This is a genomic window from Companilactobacillus heilongjiangensis (assembly GCF_000831645.3).
In the GTDB taxonomy this organism is placed as follows: domain Bacteria; phylum Bacillota; class Bacilli; order Lactobacillales; family Lactobacillaceae; genus Companilactobacillus; species Companilactobacillus heilongjiangensis.
In genome coordinates, this window is record NZ_CP012559.1 from 325695 (window position 1) to 347497 (window position 21803).

21 protein-coding genes, 1 tRNA gene and 1 other annotated feature are annotated in these 21803 nt (G+C 36.8%); of the genes, 12 read left to right on the forward strand and 10 right to left on the reverse strand.

Translation table 11 applies throughout. The features are described from left to right. Positions 1-14 precede the first annotated feature (14 nt). Positions 15-1016, forward strand: a complete 1002-nt coding sequence (locus JP39_RS01370) for a 2-hydroxyacid dehydrogenase (RefSeq protein ID WP_041499800.1) — start codon at positions 15-17, stop codon at positions 1014-1016. A gap of 16 nt (positions 1017-1032) precedes the next feature. After that, positions 1033-2304 carry a PTS galactitol transporter subunit IIC gene (locus JP39_RS01375; protein ID WP_041499802.1) on the forward strand — a complete coding sequence of 424 codons (1272 nt, stop codon included), beginning with the start codon at positions 1033-1035 and terminating at the stop codon, positions 2302-2304. A gap of 43 nt (positions 2305-2347) precedes the next feature. Here the strand turns inward: JP39_RS01375 and JP39_RS01380 are convergent, their stop codons facing one another. From JP39_RS01380 to JP39_RS01390, 3 genes are all read right to left on the reverse strand, one after another. After that, complete coding sequence (locus tag JP39_RS01380; protein ID WP_041499804.1) at positions 2348-3526, reverse strand: CynX/NimT family MFS transporter; 1179 nt, start codon at positions 3524-3526, stop codon at positions 2348-2350. A 492-nt stretch (positions 3527-4018) separates the two neighbouring features. After that, complete coding sequence (locus tag JP39_RS01385; protein ID WP_041499805.1) at positions 4019-4570, reverse strand: TetR/AcrR family transcriptional regulator; 552 nt, start codon at positions 4568-4570, stop codon at positions 4019-4021. A 10-nt stretch (positions 4571-4580) separates the two neighbouring features. Then, positions 4581-5054, reverse strand: a complete 474-nt coding sequence (locus JP39_RS01390; RefSeq protein ID WP_041499806.1) for a nucleoside 2-deoxyribosyltransferase — start codon at positions 5052-5054, stop codon at positions 4581-4583. A 1022-nt stretch (positions 5055-6076) separates the two neighbouring features. Between JP39_RS01390 and JP39_RS01400 the strand changes: the two genes are divergently transcribed. Continuing rightward, on the forward strand, positions 6077-7030 hold the full coding sequence (locus tag JP39_RS01400; RefSeq protein ID WP_082330616.1) for an ADP-ribosylglycohydrolase family protein: 954 nt from the start codon (positions 6077-6079) through the stop codon (positions 7028-7030). A 620-nt stretch (positions 7031-7650) separates the two neighbouring features. Here the strand turns inward: JP39_RS01400 and JP39_RS01405 are convergent. The 3 genes from JP39_RS01405 to JP39_RS01415 are packed head-to-tail and all read right to left on the reverse strand — an operon-like array spanning position 7651 to position 9829. Further along, on the reverse strand, positions 7651-8505 hold the full coding sequence (locus tag JP39_RS01405) for an amino acid ABC transporter substrate-binding protein (protein ID WP_041499811.1): 855 nt from the start codon (positions 8503-8505) through the stop codon (positions 7651-7653). A gap of 19 nt (positions 8506-8524) precedes the next feature. Beyond that, the gene (locus JP39_RS01410) at positions 8525-9163 is read right to left on the reverse strand and encodes an amino acid ABC transporter ATP-binding protein (protein WP_041499812.1); all 639 of its coding nucleotides are present in this window, start codon (positions 9161-9163) and stop codon (positions 8525-8527) included. Positions 9164-9175: 12 nt separating this feature from the next. After that, the gene (locus tag JP39_RS01415) at positions 9176-9829 is read right to left on the reverse strand and encodes an amino acid ABC transporter permease (protein WP_041499813.1); all 654 of its coding nucleotides are present in this window, start codon (positions 9827-9829) and stop codon (positions 9176-9178) included. A 172-nt stretch (positions 9830-10001) separates the two neighbouring features. Further along, positions 10002-10222, reverse strand: a binding site (T-box leader). A gap of 758 nt (positions 10223-10980) precedes the next feature. Between JP39_RS01415 and JP39_RS01420 the strand changes: the two genes are divergently transcribed. From JP39_RS01420 to JP39_RS01435, 4 genes are read left to right on the forward strand one after another with little or no spacing between them, the layout of a single operon-like run. Further along, complete coding sequence (locus JP39_RS01420) at positions 10981-11298, forward strand: PadR family transcriptional regulator (protein ID WP_041499815.1); 318 nt, start codon at positions 10981-10983, stop codon at positions 11296-11298. Beyond that, entirely contained in the window at positions 11288-11950 is a 663-nt protein-coding gene (locus tag JP39_RS01425) for a DUF1700 domain-containing protein (RefSeq protein WP_041499816.1), read from the forward strand. The genes JP39_RS01420 and JP39_RS01425 overlap by 11 nt, the downstream gene beginning before the upstream one ends. After that, entirely contained in the window at positions 11943-12875 is a 933-nt protein-coding gene (locus JP39_RS01430; RefSeq protein ID WP_041499818.1) for a DUF4097 family beta strand repeat-containing protein, read from the forward strand. Before JP39_RS01425 ends, JP39_RS01430 begins: the two co-directional genes overlap by 8 nt. Before the next feature lie 57 nt (positions 12876-12932). Beyond that, positions 12933-13727 (forward strand): DUF975 family protein, encoded by a 795-nt coding sequence (locus JP39_RS01435; protein WP_041499819.1) that lies wholly within the window; start codon positions 12933-12935, stop codon positions 13725-13727. A 525-nt stretch (positions 13728-14252) separates the two neighbouring features. Here the strand turns inward: JP39_RS01435 and JP39_RS01440 are convergent. Continuing rightward, on the reverse strand, positions 14253-14903 hold the full coding sequence (locus tag JP39_RS01440) for a metal-dependent transcriptional regulator (RefSeq protein ID WP_041499821.1): 651 nt from the start codon (positions 14901-14903) through the stop codon (positions 14253-14255). Between the two features lie 116 nt (positions 14904-15019). On the opposite strand from JP39_RS01440, the gene JP39_RS01445 reads away from it, so the two are divergent. Continuing rightward, positions 15020-15541 (forward strand): HdeD family acid-resistance protein, encoded by a 522-nt coding sequence (locus JP39_RS01445; RefSeq protein ID WP_041499822.1) that lies wholly within the window; start codon positions 15020-15022, stop codon positions 15539-15541. Between the two features lie 53 nt (positions 15542-15594). After that, positions 15595-15668: transfer RNA gene (locus JP39_RS01450), tRNA-Thr, on the forward strand. A 109-nt stretch (positions 15669-15777) separates the two neighbouring features. Here the strand turns inward: JP39_RS01450 and JP39_RS01455 are convergent. From JP39_RS01455 to JP39_RS12720, 3 genes are all read right to left on the reverse strand, one after another. Further along, positions 15778-16548 carry a DUF1828 domain-containing protein gene (locus tag JP39_RS01455; protein ID WP_041499824.1) on the reverse strand — a complete coding sequence of 257 codons (771 nt, stop codon included), beginning with the start codon at positions 16546-16548 and terminating at the stop codon, positions 15778-15780. 28 nt (positions 16549-16576) lie between these two features. Beyond that, positions 16577-17023, reverse strand: coding sequence for a DUF6978 family protein (locus tag JP39_RS01460; RefSeq protein WP_041499826.1), 447 nt, complete (start codon positions 17021-17023; stop codon positions 16577-16579). Between the two features lie 305 nt (positions 17024-17328). Beyond that, a complete protein-coding gene (locus JP39_RS12720; RefSeq protein ID WP_041499828.1) occupies positions 17329-18294 on the reverse strand; it encodes an SHOCT domain-containing protein in 966 nt (321 codons plus the stop codon). Between the two features lie 334 nt (positions 18295-18628). On the opposite strand from JP39_RS12720, the gene JP39_RS01470 reads away from it, so the two are divergent. The 3 genes from JP39_RS01470 (at position 18629) to JP39_RS01480 (ending at position 21742) form a co-directional block, all read left to right on the forward strand. Further along, positions 18629-19498, forward strand: a complete 870-nt coding sequence (locus tag JP39_RS01470) for a DegV family protein (protein ID WP_041499830.1) — start codon at positions 18629-18631, stop codon at positions 19496-19498. Positions 19499-19972: 474 nt separating this feature from the next. After that, entirely contained in the window at positions 19973-20755 is a 783-nt protein-coding gene (locus JP39_RS01475) for a hypothetical protein (RefSeq protein WP_048698764.1), read from the forward strand. A gap of 9 nt (positions 20756-20764) precedes the next feature. Beyond that, positions 20765-21742: a collagen-binding domain-containing protein gene (locus tag JP39_RS01480; RefSeq protein WP_048698767.1), complete on the forward strand. Its 978-nt coding sequence runs from the start codon at positions 20765-20767 to the stop codon at positions 21740-21742. The last annotated feature ends 61 nt before the right edge of the window (positions 21743-21803 follow it).

Sequence of the window (21803 nt, forward strand, 5' to 3'; positions counted from 1 at the left end):
GGGGATTTGTTATTATGAAGGTTTTAGCATTTGGTGATAATTTGATTACTCCAAAAATGTTGGAGAATGGTTTGACAGAACTAAAAAATCACGGATTCGAAGTTGAAATCCGTGACTGGAGTCATGACTCAGTTGAGTCATTACAAAACGATAATATTCTGGTAGAGCAACAAGGGGCTGATGCCGTCGAAATCACCGACCCAAGTTTGTTAAAGGATATTGATAAATTCGATGTTATTATTACACAATTTACACCAATCGGCAAGAAGCTAATTGATAAAGCTAAGAATTTGAAATATATTGGTGTTCTCCGTGGTGGAATTGAAAACGTAAATAAAGATTATGCCGAAAGTAAAGGCATTAAAGTTATGAATACTGCTGGTCGTAATGCCAGAGCTGTTGCTGAATTTACCGTTGGTTTGATTTTGTCAGAAACACGTAATATTGCAAGAACTTCTGCAGCAATGCATAAAGATATATGGCTAAAAGACTTCCCTAACAAAGATAATATTCCCGAAGTTGGCGGAAAGACTATGGGTATTATTGGATTTGGACATATTGGACGTCTAGTAGCTCAATTTATGAAGGGTATGGATGCTAACGTTATCTTTTATGATCCATATGTTGACTCAGTAGAAGGCTTTGAAAAAGTAAATAAGTTGGAAGATTTAGTTAAGCAAGCCGATATTATTTCAATTCATATGCGTGCAACTGAGGAAACACATCACATCATTGACAAGCATATGTTTGATTTGATGGGAGAAGGAACTTACTTCATTAACTCAGCACGTTCCGCACTTGTTGATGAAAGTGCTTTGATTGATGCTCTTAAGAATCATAAGATTGCTGGTGCTGCTGTTGATACATTTGATGAAGAGCCATTGCCAAAGGATAGTCCATTCTTAGCATTAGACAATATCACATTAACATCTCACTTGGCAGGTTCAACGGCCGATGCATTTAAGAATACTCCGAAATTGTTTGCAAGTCGTTTCTTACAAAGTATAGAAGAATAGAAGGGAATGGTAACTTATGGCAATAATTAACAGCATTATTTCTTTAGGTGCGAGTGTCATGATGCCCATTATCTTCTTCATTGTAGGTCTCATTTTTAAGATGAAACCAGCTAAAGCGTTTAAAGCTGGTATGCTTGTAGGTGTTGGTTTTACAGGTGTATCAATGGTTATTAACCTTCTTTTAAATGCTTTAGGTCCGGCCTCAAAAGCAATGGTCGCACGTTTAGGATTACATTTAACGGTTACAGATGTTGGCTGGGCAACTGCATCCACAATTGGTTGGGGATCTCCAATCATGCCTGTTGCAGTTGTAGGATTCTTAGTAATCAATGCTATTCTTTTAGTTTTGAATGTTACTAAGACGGTTGATATTGATATTTTCAACTTTTGGATTTTCCTATTATTGGGAGCTGTAATCTATGCAGGGACTAATAATTTCTGGGTTGCTGTGGTTGCAGATTGGATTATTTATGCAATTACTTTGGTTGTTGCAGATTTGACACAACCGATAATTCAAAAGCAATTTCCAAATAAGGATCTAAAGGGAATATCGTTTCCACATCTAACCTGTATAGCTTGGATACCATTTGGTATCGCTGCAGATTGGATTATTGAAAAAATTCCTGGATTAAACAAGATTAACTTGCAGCCAGAAGCAGTTAATAAACGTTTAGGTACTCTAGGAGAACCAATTTCATTTGGTGCGATTATCGGTGTTATTTTAGGTATTTTAGCAGGGTATGACGTAAGCAAAGTTGTTACTTTAGGTATTAATATTGCTGCAGCTATGTACTTACTACCAATCATGGTTGATGTTTTGGTTTCAGGTCTTGTCATGGTACGTGACCGTGTTGATGCACAGCTTAAGGAATGGTTCCCAAAAAGAAAGTTCTTTATTGGTATGGATACTGCACTATTGATTGATGATCCATCTGTTTTAGCAACTGGATTGTTACTACTACCATTTGCAATTATCCTAGCCTTTGTTCTACCGGGAAACAAAGTATTACCATTCGCAGATTTAGCATCTCTAATGTTCTTATTTGCTCTAGTTGCTCCATTCTGTAAGAGAAATATGTTTAGAATGTTGATAGCAGGTATTTTGATTGTGACGGTTGTATTTTATGCCGGAACATCAATCGCTCCAGAATTTACTAAAGCAGCTGTTATGAGTAATATCGGTTCAGTTAAGAGCTTTACAGCAATTACTAATATTGTTGGATCAGCGACAACTTGGATAGGTTGGATATTTATCAAATTGGCTGAATTGGTTCAAGGAATGTTTTAATTAAAAAATCATCGCTTATCTTTTTTGATAAACGATGATTTTTTTATTCTGCAATTGGTTTATGACGAGCCACAAGTAACCCTGACAAAGCCAACAATGTTGATAATGCAACGAGAATTAAGACAATTACATTCCAAGATCCAACAGAGTTTTCAATAAAACCGAATAACACTGGTCCGATAGCCGCCAGTAAGTAACCAGCAGACTGAGCCATACCGGAAACTTCTGCGGTTTGATAAGGATTGGTAGTCTTTTCCGTGAAGAAAACGATGGCCATGTTGAAAGCTAAGCCAGAACCGAATCCGGTGACAATAGTGATGATTGTCAAAAATACGGCGTTGCTTGTCGAAAATAGATACCCCAGTGGGGCAATGGCATAGCCAACAAATAGCATGATTAGCAGTGTTCTCATCCCGTGTTTTCTAACGGACAAGAAAGGCACGATGAATGAGCAGGGCAACCCACTTAGTTGTAACAGTGTCAGAAGGTTGCTGGCAAAGATAGTGCTAATGCCATGATTTTCCAAAACTGAAGGTAACCAAGTGATGAGTGAGTAGTAGACGATTGATTGTAATCCGAAAAATGCAGTAATCAACCAACCGAGATTTTGCGTCCAGACACTACGATAATTAGTTTTATGTTGAATAGTAGTAGTTTCACGATGATTGTATTTCAAATTAGGAATCCAGAAAACTAAAGCAACAATGGCAACGACTGATAAAATTGCCAAAGTAGTTTGTAGATTGAATTTCGTAATCAAGATACCTGATAAAGCCGTTCCGATGGCACCAATAAGGAGCATCGACATCGTGTAAAGACTGGTCCCTAAAGGAATTTGATTAGGCAAGTGATCCTTAATTATTGCAGGAACGAGGACATTACCACTGTCGATACCGACCCCAGCGAGAAATGTTCCCAGCATCAGAGCCCAAACAGTCGGGATAATTCGCAAGTAACTACCGAGGATTAAGAGAATAAAGAAGACAAAAATCGTCAATTCGTTACCAAGCTTTTTGGCAACTTTAACAATAATTGGTGAAATAATGGCAAAAGTAATTAGTGGAATAGATGTAATTAAACCGGCCAATGATTTAGGAATACCGAGATCTTTTTCAATGGTACTCAAGAGTGGCGGAATAATAGTAATAGGAAGTCGCAAGTTGGCTGCAACCAGCATCATGCTGAGCAGGAACCATTTTTTATTGATCTTTCCTGATGACATTTTTACCTCCTTGAAATAAACGCAATATTACAATTGTAAACTTATCAGGGAATTGTGACAAATATGGTTATGTGTTGAAGGATACCGCCTCCGGTTTCGAATTTCCCGTAAAATAAGTCAGTAGCTATAGTATGAAGACGGAATGTATATATATAATCTATTTAATGTAAAAAAAGCGTAAAAAAAATAGACTATTTTTTAAGTCTATGATTTTGTGATATAAGTTATATTTTTGAAAATCCAGAGTTAACTTTAATGATTATTAAGTAAAACTCATATTATATAGAAGCACATCAATACATTAGCCGGAGGGTTCGAGGGAGTCGGAATGCCGTGCAGGTGGCGTTAGGTCGTAAGACCTTACCCCACCGACGTATTTTGAGATTCGCGGTTTATGCGAAGCTCAAAATCGAGGCGCGAGACCGTACTTTGGCTCGCACCGGTCGCATGGCTGTAGACTCCCTCGAACCCTCCGGCGGCCCCCAAAAAAGTCTAGTTAGACCATTTCTCAAAGAAGCTAGCAGTAAATTCAATAAATTTATCACGTGAGACGTTGAAGTCGTTATCTTCGAGATACTCGACTAAACCAATCAAGCCACCAACAATGAAGCTGATCATCAACTCGGGCGAGTCCGATTTAGTAATCATCTTAATCAGTGGATCATTTTGACTGGCCGGATCCTTACTCTTGGTTTTAACAATATCTTGCAAGATACTGCGAAATTCAGGGTAGAGGTTAGCTTTTGTTTGATACTGTGGTGAAATATGGTGAATAAAACTACTATTCTTTTCCATAAAGTCAGCTATTTGGTAGACGACTGTTTTGGCATTAGATGTGTTGTTGAGCAAGTCATCCAATAGATATGAAAATACTGCGTGCAACAAAGCATATTTATCATTGAAATAGCGGTAAAAAGTACTATGGTTGATCAACGCTTCGTCACAAATATCACCGACAGTGATTTTTTCGAACGGTTTTTTCTGTAGTAGGGAAACCATTGCTGTGATGATGGACTTTTCTGTTCGTTGAGTTACTTGTGACATGTCGTTCCTCCTAAAGTACTTTAACGTTTTCGTAGCGTGTCATTAATGTGTTAAAATTATAATCTTTAATTTTTTGAATGCTATCGTGACCATTGAAGAAAGCTGTTAAACTACCAGCTAACATCAAATTCAAGGGTTCATCTGTCATATTTCTGACACCGATAACTGGGACATTATTAGCTATCGCATAGCCACATTCCCACATTGTTCCCGAGTCAGGCTCTAATTCGTTTTCTTCTATTTTATAGTCTAACATTGCGACCACAACATCTGAAACATTAATATTATTAATATCATGTTTGTAAACGGCAGTTTGCCATTCAAATGATCCAAATTCAGCATCACTATATTCATCTTTACCAGGGCGGAAAATATCTCCGATAGTTGGGTTAGCTTCTAAAAGCTTTTGAATTTCGTCGAGACGCTTGATTTGATTTTCACTAAAAAATGGTCCGGCTAAATAAACACGATTCTTTTTTTCCATAGGTGTATGTGAGCACTCCTTTATATTTATAACGTGTGTGCCAGTGGATTATTGAAGGATGTCGTTTCCAGAGCTGAGAGTATTCATCTGCTGCGCGGAACGGTCCGAGCCAAAGTGCGGTCTCGAACCTCGGTTGAAGCCTTACCAAAGACCGGTAAGTCTCCAACACGCCCGGTGGTGTAAGAGCTAAAGCTCTAACGCCACTTTCGCTGCATATGAATACTCTCAGCTCTTCCAACTGAATTATTGTTTTAATTAAATGTAACTAACTTCATATTTGTCAGTAAACATTATCAAATTTTGGGCGAGCACTACACGTTAGTTATATCTTAATTATACTGAAATGTTCGGGAAATGCTCGTATAAATAATTCTATACAAAGGTTTTTATTGTAATCAATCATTTGGACTTATTAATAATTGATAAAGTCATAATAGTATTTTAACTACATTTAATTATTTTAAGAGAGATGGAAATTTCAAAACGGAAGTAATAGCCTCTAACAAAGTAAACTAAATTAGTCGGAAGAACTGAGAATATACACCCGCTGTGGGTGTGGCGTTACGGCTTTAGCCGTTACACCACCGGGCGACTTTGGAGACTCGCGGGTTGTGCGAGGCTTCAAATCGAGGTTCGAGACCGCTCTTTGGCTCGAGCTGGTCCGTATAGTAGGTGTATATTCTCGGTTCTGGAGACGGCATAATGAAACAAAATATAATCAAAAAAATAAAATTAAGTTTTTTAAAAAAGCCTTTTCATTTTTTGCTTTAGATGATATAACACTTGTAGGCACGGAGGCATATGCTTATGAATAAAAATTTGCGGAATGTTCGCGATGATAAGTTGAAGGTTAGTTTGCTCGCTATGTTGGGCATCTTTTTGGCTTTTGCTTTATTAATTTTTTAGGATTAAACGTGCTTATAGATGGGAAAAGTTTTATAGTATTCTTAAAATAGAAGACTGAAATGAAGCTGAGACTAAATGAATAATTTGGTCCCAGTTTTTTAAACGGGAGATGAGAATTGTTGCATAAGCGTCAGATAGAAAATATTTTGTACGCCGGTGTAGTTGGGGATGCATTGGGAGTTCCAGTCGAATTTTCCAAGCGTGATTCTTATTATGTTGATTCAATGACTGCGGGCGGAACGTGGGAACAGACCAAAGGGAGTTGGTCGGACGATACATCATTCACTTTGCCATTAATGGAAAGTTTAACCGAAAATGGCAGTTATGATGAATTGATGCAAAAGTTCGAGAATTATATGTTTCACAACGAATATACACCTGACAATTTAGCATTTGGTATTGGGAGTGCTTGTGCTAAAGCAGTTAGAAATTGGTCAGTTAATCACTATCCAGCTTTGGAATGTGGAGATCCAAGTGTGGAAGCTAATGGAAATGGTGCTTTGATGCGCCTTGCTCCTTTGGCAATTCATTTGGTTGATGAGTCGGATTTGAACAAAAGACTTCAATTAACTTATGAGTACACTTGTTTAACACACCGCCATCCACGAGCAATCGTCGGCAGTTATATTTATTTAGAAATTTTACATGGATTATTGAATGGCCGCGCTTTGAGAGCCATCTTGAATTATTTACCCGAACAGTTGAATCAGGCCTTACGAAATCGACCAGACGAGTTGGCTGAATTACCTCAATATGATGAAATGTTCAAAAATAATTTTGGTATGACCTTGCGCAAAGATATTAAGTCCTCAGGTTATGTAGTCGACACATTGTTGGCTAGCACGTGGAGCGTCTTGGCCAGTACTAGTATTGATAAAGCTATTATTCTTGCTGTCAATTTGGGTGATGATACCGATACAATTGCCAGCATTGCTGCAACGATTAGCAGTTGTGAAAATTTAAATTATCATGTCAGTGATGAGTGGAAAAGTCAGTTGAGAAATCCTGAACTTCTAAGCAAGATCATTGATCGATTCGCTGAAAAGGAAGCCTCTAGAGCACTTGTCTAGAAGCTTCTTTTTTATTTTTTGTTGTTGAAGTATGGCCGCCTCCGGTCGTGCGTGATTGTAGTCCGCTATGGGGACCGGTCCGAGCCAAAATGCGGTCTCGAACCTCGCTTTGAATCCTTGCAAGTTCGGCAAGTATCCAAAGTCGCCCCGTGGTGTAACGGCTGAAGCCGTAACGCCACCTTCACAGCGTACTCAATCACGCACGACCGGAGGCTAGGTTTTCTGTCGATAAAGTTGGCCTGGATAATTGCTCTGGAGTTTCCGTCATGATTTTACGTATTTTGAAGTTTTAATAATTAAGCTCTATATTATATAATTCCAAACTAAAAAAATAAGCCCCAAGTTCATCCGACATATTATTAAATATGAAGATGAACTTGAGGCTTATATTGATATATCATCAAAAAATTATATATAGCTGGAGGTTTCGAGGGAGTCGAAATGCCGTGCAGGTGATGTTAGAGCAGTGATTTTCTGCTCTTACAACACCGACGTATTTTGAGATTCGCGTACTTTGCGAAGCTCAAAATCGAGGCGCGAGACACAAGGCTTTCACCGGTCGCGTGGCATGCGAGACTCCCTCGAAACCTCCAGCGGCAGTGAACGGCAAACACAAAACTCTACTTTTCAGGTTGAATCAGTGTGTTGTCGGAATTTCCGAACCACTTCTTGTTGATTTTTTGAAGTTCGCCAGTATTAGCTAGTTCTTGTAATCCTTTATCAATCTTGGACTTCAATGTCTTGTCGCCTTTTCTCATTCCGACGGCGAAGTCTTCACCATCAAAACCGCCACGTGTTACACGATATGATGATGGATCTTTTTCCTTACTGATGTAATAGCCAGCGTAGACACTGTCGATCAGTAGTCCTTGGATTCGGTTGGCATCAAGATCCATCAATGCATTATTGAATGAATCATAAAGAACCGGTGTCTTGCCTTTGATGTAATCTTTCAACATGGTTGGCTTCTCGTCTAGGAGACTGGCACCGGAGGAACTTGTTTGAGCTCCTAGAGTTTTGCCTTGCATACCTTTGAATGTCGTAATATTCTCGGCTGTTTTCGTTACTAAAACTTGGCGGTTGGCCATGTAAGGTCTGGAGAATAGGAGCTGCTTTTTACGAGCAGGTGTAATGGTATAACCGTTCCAAATTAGGTCGATTGTCCGATTACGAAGTTCAGTTTCCTTCATATTCCAGTCGATTGGTTGGAAATCTGCCTTGATGCCATATTGCTTGAATACGGCTTTGGCTAGGTCAATATCGTAACCAACTAATTTGCCGTTTTTTTCACGAAAGCCCATGGGAACAAAGGTATCGTCAAGTCCAATAATGACACGACCTCTTTTTTTGATGTGTGACCAAGTGTCGGTCGTGTTGGCTTCTTGTGCTACTGATTTTTGACTATTGCCACAACCAGCCAAACTCAGACTGAAGAAGGCTAATAAACTCAAGAATATAAATATCTTTTTCTTCATATTATTAATCCCCCTATGATTAATCGTTTAATGGTTTAACTTCAAGTAGTTGATCAGCAATCTTTTGGGCAAAGTCGGGATCATGGGTAATGACGATTTGAGTAATGCCAGTGTTTTTCAAATCAAGGATCACTTGTGCAACGGTATCACGCAAACTTGGATCCAATGCTGATGTTGGTTCATCGTAACATAGAATTTCTGGTTTCATTGCTAAAGCTCGGGCGATGGCAACACGTTGCTTTTGACCACCGGATAATTCGAATGGATATTGATTCTTGAGACTAGTCAAACCTAATTGAGCCAATATATCAGAGACATTTTTTTCGGCAGTTTTCTTGTCTTGTTTGAGTACCATTTCGGGTGCTAAAGCAACGTTTTCCATTACAGATAGATGAGGGAAGAGGTTGAAATCTTGGAAAACAACGCCGACAACACGTTCCTTGACTGATTCGTCGAAGGGGTCGAATGTTTTGCCGTTTAAAGTGAATGTTCCGGAATCAACGCGTTCAAGACCAGCGATACAGCGTAAGAGTGTAGTTTTACCGGCACCACTAGGGCCAACGATACTGAGGATTGAATTATCCTTAACTTCAAGATTTAAATTATCTAAGATGGTTTTGCCATCAAAACTTTTTGTAATATTCTCTAATTTCAACATATTTTCTCTCTCCTAACGGTAATAGCTGAAGCGTTTTTCTAAGACTTTCAATGCCCATGTACAGATCAAAGTTAGTAGTAAATAAATGACACCGACCAAGACTAATGGAAGTAAAGTTACGTCACGTGAACTGGCAATGTTTCCGGCTCGCAACAAGTCGCCCAATCCAATTACGTAAACTAAAGATGAATCCTTGACCAAGTTGATGACTTCGTTACCAATTGAAGGAAGCACGATTTTGACAACTTGAGGAATAATAATTTTTCTAATTGTTTGCCAGTAATTCAATCCAAGCACCTTAGCACCTTCGAATTGACCCTTGCTGATAGTTCCAAAACCACCACGGAAGATTTCGGCAAAGTAAGCTGTATAGTTCAGGATGAAAGCGAAGAGTGCGGCGTCATATCTCTCGAAAACGATATGTGCGAATGGCATGTTTGGCAATCCGTAGAATACGAAAATTAATTGCAAAAGTAATGGAGTTCCACGCATGACCCAAATATAAAATGATAACAACCAGCTGAGTGGTTTAAATTTGGAGCTGCGTCCGAGTGATACCAAGACCCCTAATGGCAATGAACAAATGATTGTCCAAAAGAAAACTTTTAATGTCATTGCTGTACCGCTTAATAATGACGGTAAAATCTCAAAGATATAATTCATCATAATTTTTTCTCCCCTTTGTTAAATATAAAAAAAAGACGCCCGCTAGCAAATATGCTAGAGGACGTCTTGACGTGGTTCCACCTCGAGTTTGCCAATATCTCACGATACTGACCTCAGGAAGTTATTGTAAAAAGGTTCGCAAATAAACAAAAAACCCTCTTAGTCAAAAGACTAAGAGGGCGAATATTCGCGGTACCACCTCTGGTTACTAATATCTCACGATACTAGACTTATGAAGTTACAATAACTTCAGCTGTAACGGGGCTACCGAAATGACCTACTTGTTTCAATCACTCAACTTACAGATGTGTTTCATCAAGGATCAGGTCAACTCACACCAACGTTGACTCTCTGGACTGATTTACTCGATTACTCTTCTGTCGTCGCTTTTTATATTTGTTTTAAAATGTTGAAGTTATCTTAATGCGGATTAAAACCAAAGTCAAGTTTTTTTTATTTTGCCGCCGGAGGCTGGCAGTAATTTAACTCGCTATGGGGACCGGCGTGAGCCAAGGTCTCACGCCTCGACTTTGAACTTTGCAAAGACCGCAAATTTCAAAGCTCGCCCCGTGGTGTAACGGCTAAAGCCGTAACGCCACCTCCACAGCGTGTTAAATTACTGCCAGCCTCCGGCTATTTTATTGGCGTTCTGCAATGTTAATGATATTTGTTTACGTATCGGTAGGTAAATTGATATTATATCAGTGAATTTTTTTCTAATTGTTATTAAATATTTAGAATTATTTTATTTTTAAACGACAGGATCTGAAATTTGTAATCAATAGTTTAGTTCAATTAAGTTTCTCCTCGTGAAACTCAATAGATTTGAGTTATTTATATGTTTAATAATTGCAGAATATCAAATATCTGAATCAAAAAATACACGAGCCGGAGGGTGAGAGGGAGTCCAAATGCCATGAAAGTGTTGTTAGAACAGTGCTTTTCTGTTCTTACAACACTGACGTATTTTGAGATTCGCGAACCTTGCGAAGCTCAAAATCGAGGCGCGAGACCTTGGCTCGCACCGGTCGCATGGCTTGTAGACTCCCTCACCCCCTCCGGCGGCAAACTTGACATAGCATATACTTTATAATATATTGTTAATGAAAACATATTATACGACGTATAATATTGAGAAACGAGGAGATAATATGGCAATTCAAGTTTCGACTGAGATTCTTGAGGGTTCAGTTTTAGCTCTGTTGACCAAAGAGGATTACTACGGTTATGCGATTACTAGGGAAATCAAGAAAGTTTTTCCCATATCAGAATCAACTATGTATCCCATCTTGCGTCGCCTGAAAAAAGAGGATTGGTTGAGTACCTACGATGAGGCCTATGAAGGTCGGAATCGTCGCTACTATAAGATTACCGATCAGGGTCTAAGACGTTTGGATGAAATCAGAGGCAATTGGCAAGAATTAAAGGCAGCTACGGATGCTATCTTGGAGGGGAATAATGAAGAATAAAGCGATTGATACTTATATTGATGAATTTGAAATATATTTACATCAATTAAGTGATAAAGAAAAACAAGATGTGCTTGAATTTTATCGAGAATATATCATTGATGCTAATTTACAATCATCAGATGCCATTATTAATGAGTTGGGAACACCAAAACATTTGGCACGTAAGGTTTTGGCAGACTATTCGATTAAGATGTCAGAGGAAAATTATCAAAGTGTCGATAATGGACAGATGACAGGCAATCAACGTTTTTCCAAAAATTTGAAAATGATTGGCTTAGTTATCTTGGCGTTAATGGCATCACCAGTGGCAATTATGATTGCTGTTATATTGATTCCATTAATTGTCTTGTTCTTAGGTTTAGGAGTTTTGTTCATTCTTCTATTCCTATTCATGGTCGCCATGTCAGTAGTCGGCGGAATTGGAGCTATCTTTATCGGATTATCGGTTATGTTCCAATCATTTGCGACAACAGTTTTCTATGTTGGTGTCGGACTATTGATTCTAGGTGTCGACTTCTTCATCATTCCAATCATCATTGCATTACTCAAATGGTTCTTCAGTGTCATCGTGATTTTCTTCCGTTGGTTAGGTAAAAAGATGTTACGTGGAAGAAAAACTCCAATGAAGGGGGAAAAAGAAAATGCGTAAGTATTTCGTGACGGGATTTTATTTATTGATTGCCGGTGGCTTATTATTACTAGGTGGAATCCTAATGGGCGCCAATCGTTCAGTTGTTTGGGATCACGGTTTCAAGGTGGCTCAAGTTAAAAATGAGACTTATCCGTTATCTGACTTTGACAATATTTACGTTGAAGGCCGAGATACTGATATCAATATTAAGTTTGGTGACCGTTATAAGATTCATATCGATGGTGATAAGTCTCAAGCCCCAACTTATAGTGTTAAAGATGGTACTTTGACAGTGAATGGCAGCGACAAAAAGGGACGTGTAGGTGTTGACGTTTTAGGACGTGAAAAAGTAACCATCACCATTCCAATGAATAAAACTTTAGATAACGTTGATTTAAGAACTGCTAATAGCAAAATTCGTATCAGTGATGTAACGATAAATAATTTGATTAAAACCGCTAAAGATATGGATTATGATGCCGATATGTCGCTGAATGATGTAACGATACATAACGCCAAAAAGATTGATTTATATAACGCTGACTTTGAATTGAAAAATTCTAATATTACAAATCTTTCATTGACTGCCAGCGCACATTCAGAAATTGAAGCAGAAAATGCAACACTAAAAAATCCTAGTATTAATTTGGATCAATCCAGTTTGGACGTTGATGAATCAAATATTGATTCAATGAAGGTTTTTGTTAATCATGGAAAAGTTGAAATAGAAAAATCTGTCTTTATGAACAATAATCAAGTTAGACTGTTGAATACTAGCCGTTTTGAAGGTGAGAAGTTGACTGTTGACGGATTAAAACTCAATACGGATAAAGGTGTTGTTCGTTATTTCGATAAGAGTTATGGAACTAGTTTTGAAAATAAAACTGATGCCACTAACTTGCTTGACGTAAAAGCTACTAAAGGAACGATTACAGTTAAGTAGATTAGGTTGTTGTAGTCATCTTTGTTATAATGGCGTTATCTATTGTGAGGGATATTGATGAATACTAACTTTAATCGAATATCTGCCATAGAAATTCGTCGTGAGGCTCACAGAGCTTTTCGAAAAGATATTAAAGGAAATATTTCTTTAAATGTAATTCCAATCTTATTGAGATTCTTGGCAGTGTTTTTTGGAACAAAACTTTATACTTCTTGGATGGCTAATCTGAACGTTAATTTGGCCGATCCAAATCAGACAAGTCAACGCTTAGCCGAAATTTCGTCTAACATGGCGAATGATCCAAGTTCAGTTGATAAATATATGTTAACTTTAACGCCACAGACAAGTGTTATTGTCTACGCTTTTATGTTCTTCTTTATCATGGCTTGTGTTGGAGTTTCCTATACAGTACTTGATAAATTACGAAATCCAGATTATCAAATCAATGCTTTACGTGACAGTTTGCAGGCTTTCTCGGGACGTTATTTCTTCCCAATGATTTTCATTACAGCACTGTTTGGACTATTTCTGGAAGCAGGGTTTATGTTGTATTTCATTCCAGGTGTCTGGTTCCTGTTGATTTTTTCACAAGTATTCTTAGTATTTAAGGATGATGTTGAGAGTCAACAAGGTAAGTGGTCATTACGAATGGCATTTTCAACTTTTAGTCGTAGTTCAATTTTGATGCGAGGTTATAAGTGGACGTACTTTTCATTGTGCTTAGAATTTTTCTTCTGGGAAATTTTGAACGCTATGACGCATGAATTATTGTCCGTTTGGTTACAGCCTTACGAGCAATTAACAATGACAGTCTTTTATCAAAAAGTTTTAGAGAATAATCAACAAAAATAATATCTTAGTTCTGATGAATATATTTTTATTCATTGGGACTTTTTTTGTTTGTGTATTGAAGTATGCCGCCACCGGGTGCAAGTGATTTGGGCTGGCTGTGGGGACCGGTTCGAGCCAAAGAGCGGTCTCGAACCTCGCTTTTGAGCCTTGCAAAACCGGCAAGTCTCAAAAGTCGTCCCGTAGTATGAGTGCTTACGCACTTATACTACCTTCACGGCTAGCCCAATCACTTGCACCCGGTGGCTGGGTTTGTTTATAGACTTGAATGGTTAGTTATCTTCAAAAAAACTTGAGTTAATGGTTGATTGGAATTTTGTAAATGATTGTTTTTTGTTCGTTATAACGGTGGTATAAATTTTCAATTGTTGATTATGTTAGATTCATTAGTATGTAAATCATGAATGAGTATTTTAAATTGTGTCTGGGTAATTCATCAGATAAAAAAATCTAGCGGAACTACATTACTGCCCACCGGAAGCGGCAACAAAAAAAAAGAAGCTCAGCTTTTTGCCGAACTTCTTTAATTTATCTATTTTCAACGAAGATATAATCGATAGCTTTTGCACCGATTGTAATGTTGGTACCATCAGCTTTGCGAACTACTAATGAATTATCAAACTTCTCATGTTTAATAATTTCTATGGTATCGTCAATTTCCAAATTTAGACTTCCAAAATATTGTAGGAAGTCATAATTATCGGATACTCTGACGATTTGAACTTTGGCACCATCTGGCACCATACTTAGTAGTTTATCATCGGCATCAGTTTCACCTTGGCCGTTTCCGGGGATAATTCCACCATGTGGGCAACGTTGTGGATGATCTAGAAAATCATTCAGGTGATCAACTAGGTCGTCATCTGATGAATGTTCTAGGGCATCGGCGTTATGGTGTACGTTATCAACGGGATATTTAAGCTTCTCATGCAAAAAGACTTCCCATAATCTATGCGTGCGGACTAGTTTTTCGGAAACTTTATTCCCTTTAGGAGTCAACACGATTTTGTTATATGGTGAGTGTGTTAAATAGCCTTCACTAGCCAACGCATTCAACATTTCTGTTACTGATGGGGCGGAAACATTCATGATTTCGGAGATGCGTTTGTTAGTTATTTTGGTAAAGTCATAATTTAGTTCATATATAGTTTTTAAATAATTTTCTTTGTTAGGGGACAATTTTACAACCTTTCGCTTAACCTAATAATATTCTTAGCCTTTCTATTATAGCGCATATCATTCAACTTTGATAATGGATAATGTTAAAATATTTTTGAGGAGAGGAGGGGATATTTATGAGTGAACCAAAGCGTCGTTTTGACTGGTTCGGTTTTATTATTGGGCTGATTTCTTTATACGCCGGATATTTAGTTATTTGGTATCCATTGAAGAGTTTATCGACTCTGGCCGTAATTTTTGGGGTCTTCGTTATTTTGCGTGGAGTTTATCAATTGTGGTTTGGATCACAGATGACAAGATTTCTAGGCGTTCGCAGTGGTTGGACGATTTTTGGAGCCGTTGTTAATATTATTATTGGTATTATTTTTATTTCTCACCTGAATGTGGGAGTCGCAGTAATCGTCTATATGTTTGCCATCTGGTTCTTGATAGATGCTATTTTCCAAATTTTAACATCACGTTTCTACCACTTCTTTGGGAAAAAGTATTACATCTTGATTGTGATTTTAGCTTGCTTGAACTTGCTATTCGCTATCATTTTGTTATTCAATCCAGTTTTGGCCGGTAGTTTCATCGTCTTCATGTTGGCATTTTTCTTCTTTGCCACCGGAATTTCCGAAATTATCGAAGCATTTTAATTAAAAGCATTTTCTACGTTTAGGAAATTTGCTAAAATGTAGAAAGTGTTTACGCCGTCTTAGCTCAGATAGGTAGAGCATCACCATGGTAAGGTGGGGGTCGTCGGTTCAAATCCGATAGACGGCTTAATGAATGATGTATATAGTGCAGTTAATAGATGTGGGCTGGCAATGGTACCCATCTATTTTTTTACGCAAAAAAACGGTCTGCGTTAGTTAGACCGTCAAATTGTGCGTCAATTTCTCAGCTTTAAAATCGTTTCTTTATTACTCCATGGAATTATATCCAAGCCACGTATTTGCGCAATGTTTTTAGTTTTGTCTGAAATACTATTGTCGATATCGTTAAAAACAACTGAATAATTCATATTATTTTTTTTGTAATCGATATTTCCCCTTAAATCTTCAAACGTAACAATCTCTGCAGAGATTCTTTGGAAATCTGCATTATTCAGTATTTGAATTAATTGTAAGGGCCTGCTTTTTGATTTTCCGATTGCATATGAAATTTTATAAGTATTTCCACTGCCTCCAGTTACAGGGTAATTAGGTAATCCTTTGAATTCTTTATCGTCAAAGTAACTCATAACATCTTCAAAGAATAAATTTTTAACATTACTTTTACGAGTCATTAATAAATCATCAATTCTCAGAATGGTTTGAATTAATGACTGTTTCATTATTGGAAAGTCTTCTTTTTTACCATTGATCTTTAAGACTTGATCAGAAGTTAATTGGACTTTAAAGGATTGAAGAATATCTTTTATAATTCTTAATCGTACATTACTATTGATATCGATACCCAGCAAAACTAAATCATTAAGGGTATTCCCATCATCAGATAGTTGAATTTCATTATCATCGATTTGAGAAACATATATCGCTATTCGATCCCCGATAATATTTGTAAAAGGAGTCATTATTTCATCGCCATCGTCAAATGATTTAATTGAATATTTAGTTTTCATCCATTGTATATAATCGTTTATCCATTTGTCAGTGTTCATGATTAATTCCTCCTTTCAAGTAAGTATATTATACAAAATCAGCAGTGATTTGTACGTCAGATAGGTCTACATTAATAAATTTTAGAAATAAGGTAAAATCTTCTACAACATTGTCTAAATTATTTATGCAATCTTTCAATTGATCAGGTAGTTCGTCCTTAGACAAAACCGTTTGATTAATTATAGAATCTCCGCCATTAAAGATATGGAGGTGGGGTGTAGGAATATCGTCATGATCCGTTCCGATTATATCAAATCTCATCATCGGCCCATGTGACTTAGAATTAAGTATTATTGTTAGCTTGTTTTTATTTACATGCCCTGTCCGTGCAACTATACTATCAAATTTTTCTTTTGAGGTGAATTTTCCCTTTACTTTAAAATATTTTTGTAATCCTTTGGCGGGAACAGCTAGTAAATTAAGTTCAGAATCTTTCTCAAGATTCTTTAATTTTGAAAAATCATTTTTTTCCATGATTAGTTCTCCTCAAAAATATAATTTGCATATTCATTATATATTGAACATACGAGGAATACATCTTTATAACGGGAAAATACTTGTATTGTGGGAATTAAATGGTTCATTATCCACTAATGCTGTCTTTAATAGATAGTTAAGTGATTAAAGATTTGAAAGCAGGAGATAGAACATACCTCTTGAGTAACTTGATATATGGTAAATAAAGTAGTCTTTATAAATGTGAAGTATTACCGAAGAGCATAATAAGACTACCAGATAATGCTTCCATACTTTTTTGTTTTTTAATACATTATTTATTATTACAAACCTAGTATTTGCTTTTTCTTAATATCGTAGTCTTCTTGTGTTATCACGCCGTCATCAAGCAGTGATTTTAATTTGACTAAGTCATCTAGATCCATGTGCTTGTTATCTAAATTATTTCTATTAGAAGCTGATTTTAGTTCATCATCGTTGTTTAAATCTTTGGGGTATAGGAAAGCTGTTTTTAATAGACTAGCATCAGCAGTTTCACCAACGGCTTTTATAATGTGCTTCTCGCTATTATTTAAATTTATGAGGGTTAATAAAATATCTGATGTTTGTTCATTCGTAGTTGTGTGCGATGTGAATCTAGGTGTGAAATTAACATTGGTTAAAGCATATCTAACATTACTTGTTACTTCTGGAAATCTGACACTACCATCATCCATCCTCATTATAAAGTGAATAACATGCTTAGGAGTCTCACCAATATCTTTTCTAGAATTGTTATCCAAGCTGATGAAAACATATTTATTAGGGTCGTCAGGGAGTATCAGTTTAAGATTCCATATTAATAGGGATTTGCGGCACATATTGAATGCAAAGATTATTGCTATTACAGTTAAAAGTGTACTGAAAAATTGATAACCTGTTGGTCCAATCCAGTTGAATAAAAACATGGTTATTAATGCGACCGCAATTGAATAGAAACTAATCGTTTTATACGGTGAAATATTGAAATTTGAGTATAATTTGTTTTTGATTGCGAACCAATAAATTGTATTTAATACCAAAACATATAAACTACTAATCATGGCAAATAAAAATAGTGGGGTAGTTTCATCTGGCAACCCAGTGTTACCCGTAGTTATGTGAAGGTACAGTGACCAGAGAAACATGGTTATTGAAAATCCACCGAAGAATAGGAACTTTATTCGTTTTTTCCATTCAGTTCCTTGTAGTCCCAAGTGAATGAACAGAATGCCTAAAATTATGAACAATACTTCTGCAAAATAAAACATAATAACCCTCCATTAGAGTAATTATATTATACGAAATCAACTATCCGGTAACTATATGAATAAAATTCATAATATGAAAAACAGTTGATATGATTTATAAATGTTAGAATAAGGTAGTTCCATTGTTGAATAGAGGGAATTCATTACTTTTATTTGAATACAAAAGTGTTAATTATGATCCATAACTAAATCGAGTGTATTTTATTTGGGAAATACACCTAGTTTTAAAAACTAGATAACATAGTTTACAAAACCAAAATAAATGGTATTATTATTCAGTGGCTTAAATACGAACTGTAATTAACTCACTAATCCAACCATAGGGGGCGGGAGAATGTATCAAATACTGACTGATTCAGAATGCGATTTACCGCTAGCTACTTTAGAGGCAAGTAACGTTGCCGCTATCAGTTTTCATACGAAGATTGGTGATCAAGATTTAATCAATGATTTTGGAAAAAGTTATGATATCAATGACTTCTACAAAAAAATTCAAGCTGGCATTATGCCCACTACGACACAGGTCAACGTTGGCGAATACTTAGAATTCTTTAAACCATATGTTGAAAGTAAAACACCAATTGTTTACGTCGGATTTTCCGGCGGACTAAGTGGTTCATTGTCGAGTGCTAATCAAGCTAGAGAGATATTGTTAGAAACTTATCCTGACGCCGATATTCGTATTGTTGATACGCTCGCTGCCAGTGGTGGTGAAGGTTTAATGGTTCTTAAAGCTATCAGGTTACAAAAATCTGGAGCTACTTTAGATGAATTCGTAAAATGGTTTGACGAAAATAAAATGTTATTACAATCATGGTTTACAGTTGATAATTTAAATTATCTTTATCATGGTGGCCGTATTTCCAGAACCTCAGCCGCTCTAGGGACAATATTGCAGGTGAAACCTATCTTAGATGTTGATCCCGATGGTAAATTACGAATGGTTTCTAAAACGAGAACGCGCAAGAAATCATTGTTTGAACTAGCTGACAAAACGCTAGAAGCAATGAAGAGTGACCCAACACAACCAGTGATTGTTACGACAAGTGGCGATTATGAAGCTGCGGAGGTTGTCAAAGCACGGATTATTGAACATATTAGTACAGCTGACGTTCAAATTTATCCGATTGGTATGACGATTTCCAGTCACACAGGATTTGGTTGCGTGGCAGTCTTTGCTATGGGTGATGAACCAAGAAATTAATGTTAAATTCCTCCCCGATTTAACGACTAAGAAATAAAAAAAGAAATGAACGTCTAACAAATTGTTAGGCGTTTTTTAGTTGGCCGTCTTCAGAACTGAGAATATTTACCTGCTATGCGGATCGGGCCGAGCCAAGGTCTCGTCCCTCGGTTTGAAGCCTTACCAAAGACCGGTAAGTCTCCAAACACGCCCAGTGGTGTAATGGCTAAAGCCATAACGCCACACCCACAGCGGGTAAATATTCTCAGTTCTTCCGACTAGTTTGTTTGCTTATATTAGAAGGTTAATTCAAATTTATCGGATATTTTACGTCTCTTATTTTTAGATTGTATAGACCATTAAATGCATTAATAGTGATATAAATCCTGATTTGACAATATTTTAGAGTAGCGTAATAATTTTCATAAATAATTTATTACCATATTTATAACAGATAATAATTATTCTAAATTAATGAGGGTGGTTTAGTTAATTATGTTAAATAAAAAGGGAAAAGAATGGGCTTTATCATGTGTCGCACTTAGTGCAGCTGTACTTATGGGAATCAGTACTACTGTTCAAGCTGATACAACTGGTAATGCTAATTCAACAAATACAAGTATTGCTAAAAATGGAATTAATAGTGTGGCTACTACACAATCTGCAAGTAATGGCACAGCAGTAACTCAAGCTGCTAATGATTCTGTTCAAGATGGTGGACATGTTAGTGATGACTTCTCTAATGAAGACTCAAATCAACTTGGTTATGCATCTAACTTCCATATTTTTGCTAACGAAGCACATTTGAATGCACATACAAATGGTAACGTGGCCGTCGGGGATTTTTATGGCAATGTTAACTTTGGGACTAACATTATAGATGGTACGCTTGAAAAGGAAGTTTCTTATATTCAAACACCACACAATATTTCAAGTAGCTCATTCGTAAATAGCAATGAAAATCGTGCCAATAAAGTTGTCTTTGGTGAAAACAATGACATTGATGTTTCGAATAAAAATCGTCCAAGTATCAATGGAACTTATTTGGACCATATAAAAAATGGCAGTGATGATGCCAATTCCATTGATGAAGATGAAATTTATCAAGATAAAAATGGAAATAAGTATATTAATATCGAAAATTATCTTGACCAATTTTTGAGCAATAAATCAACGTCATTAGCCACTATGACACCACAGATTAAAGTAACAAATGATGATTTTCCTGATCAAAATCAACGTGTTATTAATTTGCAAGATTATGAAGTTACCGACTGAAACCGTATTGTGATCGATTTTGATCCAAGTGTACTTACTTCTGGTACACCAATTTATATTTATGGACTATCACAAGATGCCGGTGGAACCAACATTATAATTAATGTTGATACAAAGGGAGCAGATCCTTACGTAGTTAACTCACAAATCAAATTGATTTATAATCATGGAACAGCAAATGGTGACGTTGACCGTCCTAACCAAGAAACTGAATTCTTTGATGATAACCACTTGCTTTGGAATTTTTATGATGGTACAAAAGATAATAAACTATATGATGGTGAAGTAATTCTTGACCGTCCATTCCAAGGCAGTATTTTGGCACCTAAAGCCACGGTTACAGCTAATCAAAACTTTGATGGTAACGTCGCTGCTAATAAAGTAAACATTAATGCGGAATCACACAGATGGGATTTGCAGAATGACTCTAAAACAGAAACTGAATTTGAGAAACCTATAGTAATCCCTGGTGAATTACCCCAAGAATGGCTTGATAAGCCTAATATTGAAAACCCCGATATTCCAGAAGAGGAAAAAGATATTGACCCTGATACTGGTGGTCTGATTGATCCAGATGAGAATGAAGGCAATGAAGGTGAGGAAACTGGCAACACAACTGACCCTGAAAAGCCAAGTACTGAGAAACCAAATACCGAAAAACCCGGTACTGATACTGATGATAAAGATGGAAACGGCAATGAAGAGGGCAGCAGCACTGATGAAAATACCGACGGTGAAGGAAATCTAATCACTAACGGTGGTTCTGAAGGAACTGATCCTGGCACTTCTGGTAATTTGAATAACGGTCTATTACCAAATGTTGTTGGTAAGAACAGCGATGTATCTCAAACACCAAATAGCACATCAAACTCTGGCTTATTGCCACAAACCGGTGCAACCACAGGTATTTTCGCAACAATTAGTGGTGTGATCTTGTTAGCATTTGGTTTGATTTTAAAAGCAACACACATTAAGAAAGAAAACTAAATTTCATAGAAATCAAAAAATCGTAACAACCAATTAATGGCTGTTACGATTTTTTTTCGTA

Coding starts and splice junctions, on each gene's coding strand:
- JP39_RS01370 (WP_041499800.1), top strand. CDS start 15: ATGAAGGTTTTAGCATTTGGTGATAATTTGATTACTCCAAAAATGTTG.
- JP39_RS01375 (WP_041499802.1), top strand. CDS start 1,033: ATGGCAATAATTAACAGCATTATTTCTTTAGGTGCGAGTGTCATGATG.
- JP39_RS01380 (WP_041499804.1), bottom strand. CDS start 3,526: ATGTCATCAGGAAAGATCAATAAAAAATGGTTCCTGCTCAGCATGATG.
- JP39_RS01385 (WP_041499805.1), bottom strand. CDS start 4,570: ATGTCACAAGTAACTCAACGAACAGAAAAGTCCATCATCACAGCAATG.
- JP39_RS01390 (WP_041499806.1), bottom strand. CDS start 5,054: ATGGAAAAAAAGAATCGTGTTTATTTAGCCGGACCATTTTTTAGTGAA.
- JP39_RS01405 (WP_041499811.1), bottom strand. CDS start 8,505: ATGAAGAAAAAGATATTTATATTCTTGAGTTTATTAGCCTTCTTCAGT.
- JP39_RS01410 (WP_041499812.1), bottom strand. CDS start 9,163: ATGTTGAAATTAGAGAATATTACAAAAAGTTTTGATGGCAAAACCATC.
- JP39_RS01415 (WP_041499813.1), bottom strand. CDS start 9,829: ATGATGAATTATATCTTTGAGATTTTACCGTCATTATTAAGCGGTACA.
- JP39_RS01420 (WP_041499815.1), top strand. CDS start 10,981: ATGGCAATTCAAGTTTCGACTGAGATTCTTGAGGGTTCAGTTTTAGCT.
- JP39_RS01425 (WP_041499816.1), top strand. CDS start 11,288: ATGAAGAATAAAGCGATTGATACTTATATTGATGAATTTGAAATATAT.
- JP39_RS01430 (WP_041499818.1), top strand. CDS start 11,943: ATGCGTAAGTATTTCGTGACGGGATTTTATTTATTGATTGCCGGTGGC.
- JP39_RS01435 (WP_041499819.1), top strand. CDS start 12,933: ATGAATACTAACTTTAATCGAATATCTGCCATAGAAATTCGTCGTGAG.
- JP39_RS01445 (WP_041499822.1), top strand. CDS start 15,020: ATGAGTGAACCAAAGCGTCGTTTTGACTGGTTCGGTTTTATTATTGGG.
- JP39_RS01455 (WP_041499824.1), bottom strand. CDS start 16,548: ATGAACACTGACAAATGGATAAACGATTATATACAATGGATGAAAACT.
- JP39_RS01460 (WP_041499826.1), bottom strand. CDS start 17,023: ATGGAAAAAAATGATTTTTCAAAATTAAAGAATCTTGAGAAAGATTCT.
- JP39_RS12720 (WP_041499828.1), bottom strand. CDS start 18,294: ATGTTTTATTTTGCAGAAGTATTGTTCATAATTTTAGGCATTCTGTTC.
- JP39_RS01470 (WP_041499830.1), top strand. CDS start 18,629: ATGTATCAAATACTGACTGATTCAGAATGCGATTTACCGCTAGCTACT.
- JP39_RS01475 (WP_048698764.1), top strand. CDS start 19,973: ATGTTAAATAAAAAGGGAAAAGAATGGGCTTTATCATGTGTCGCACTT.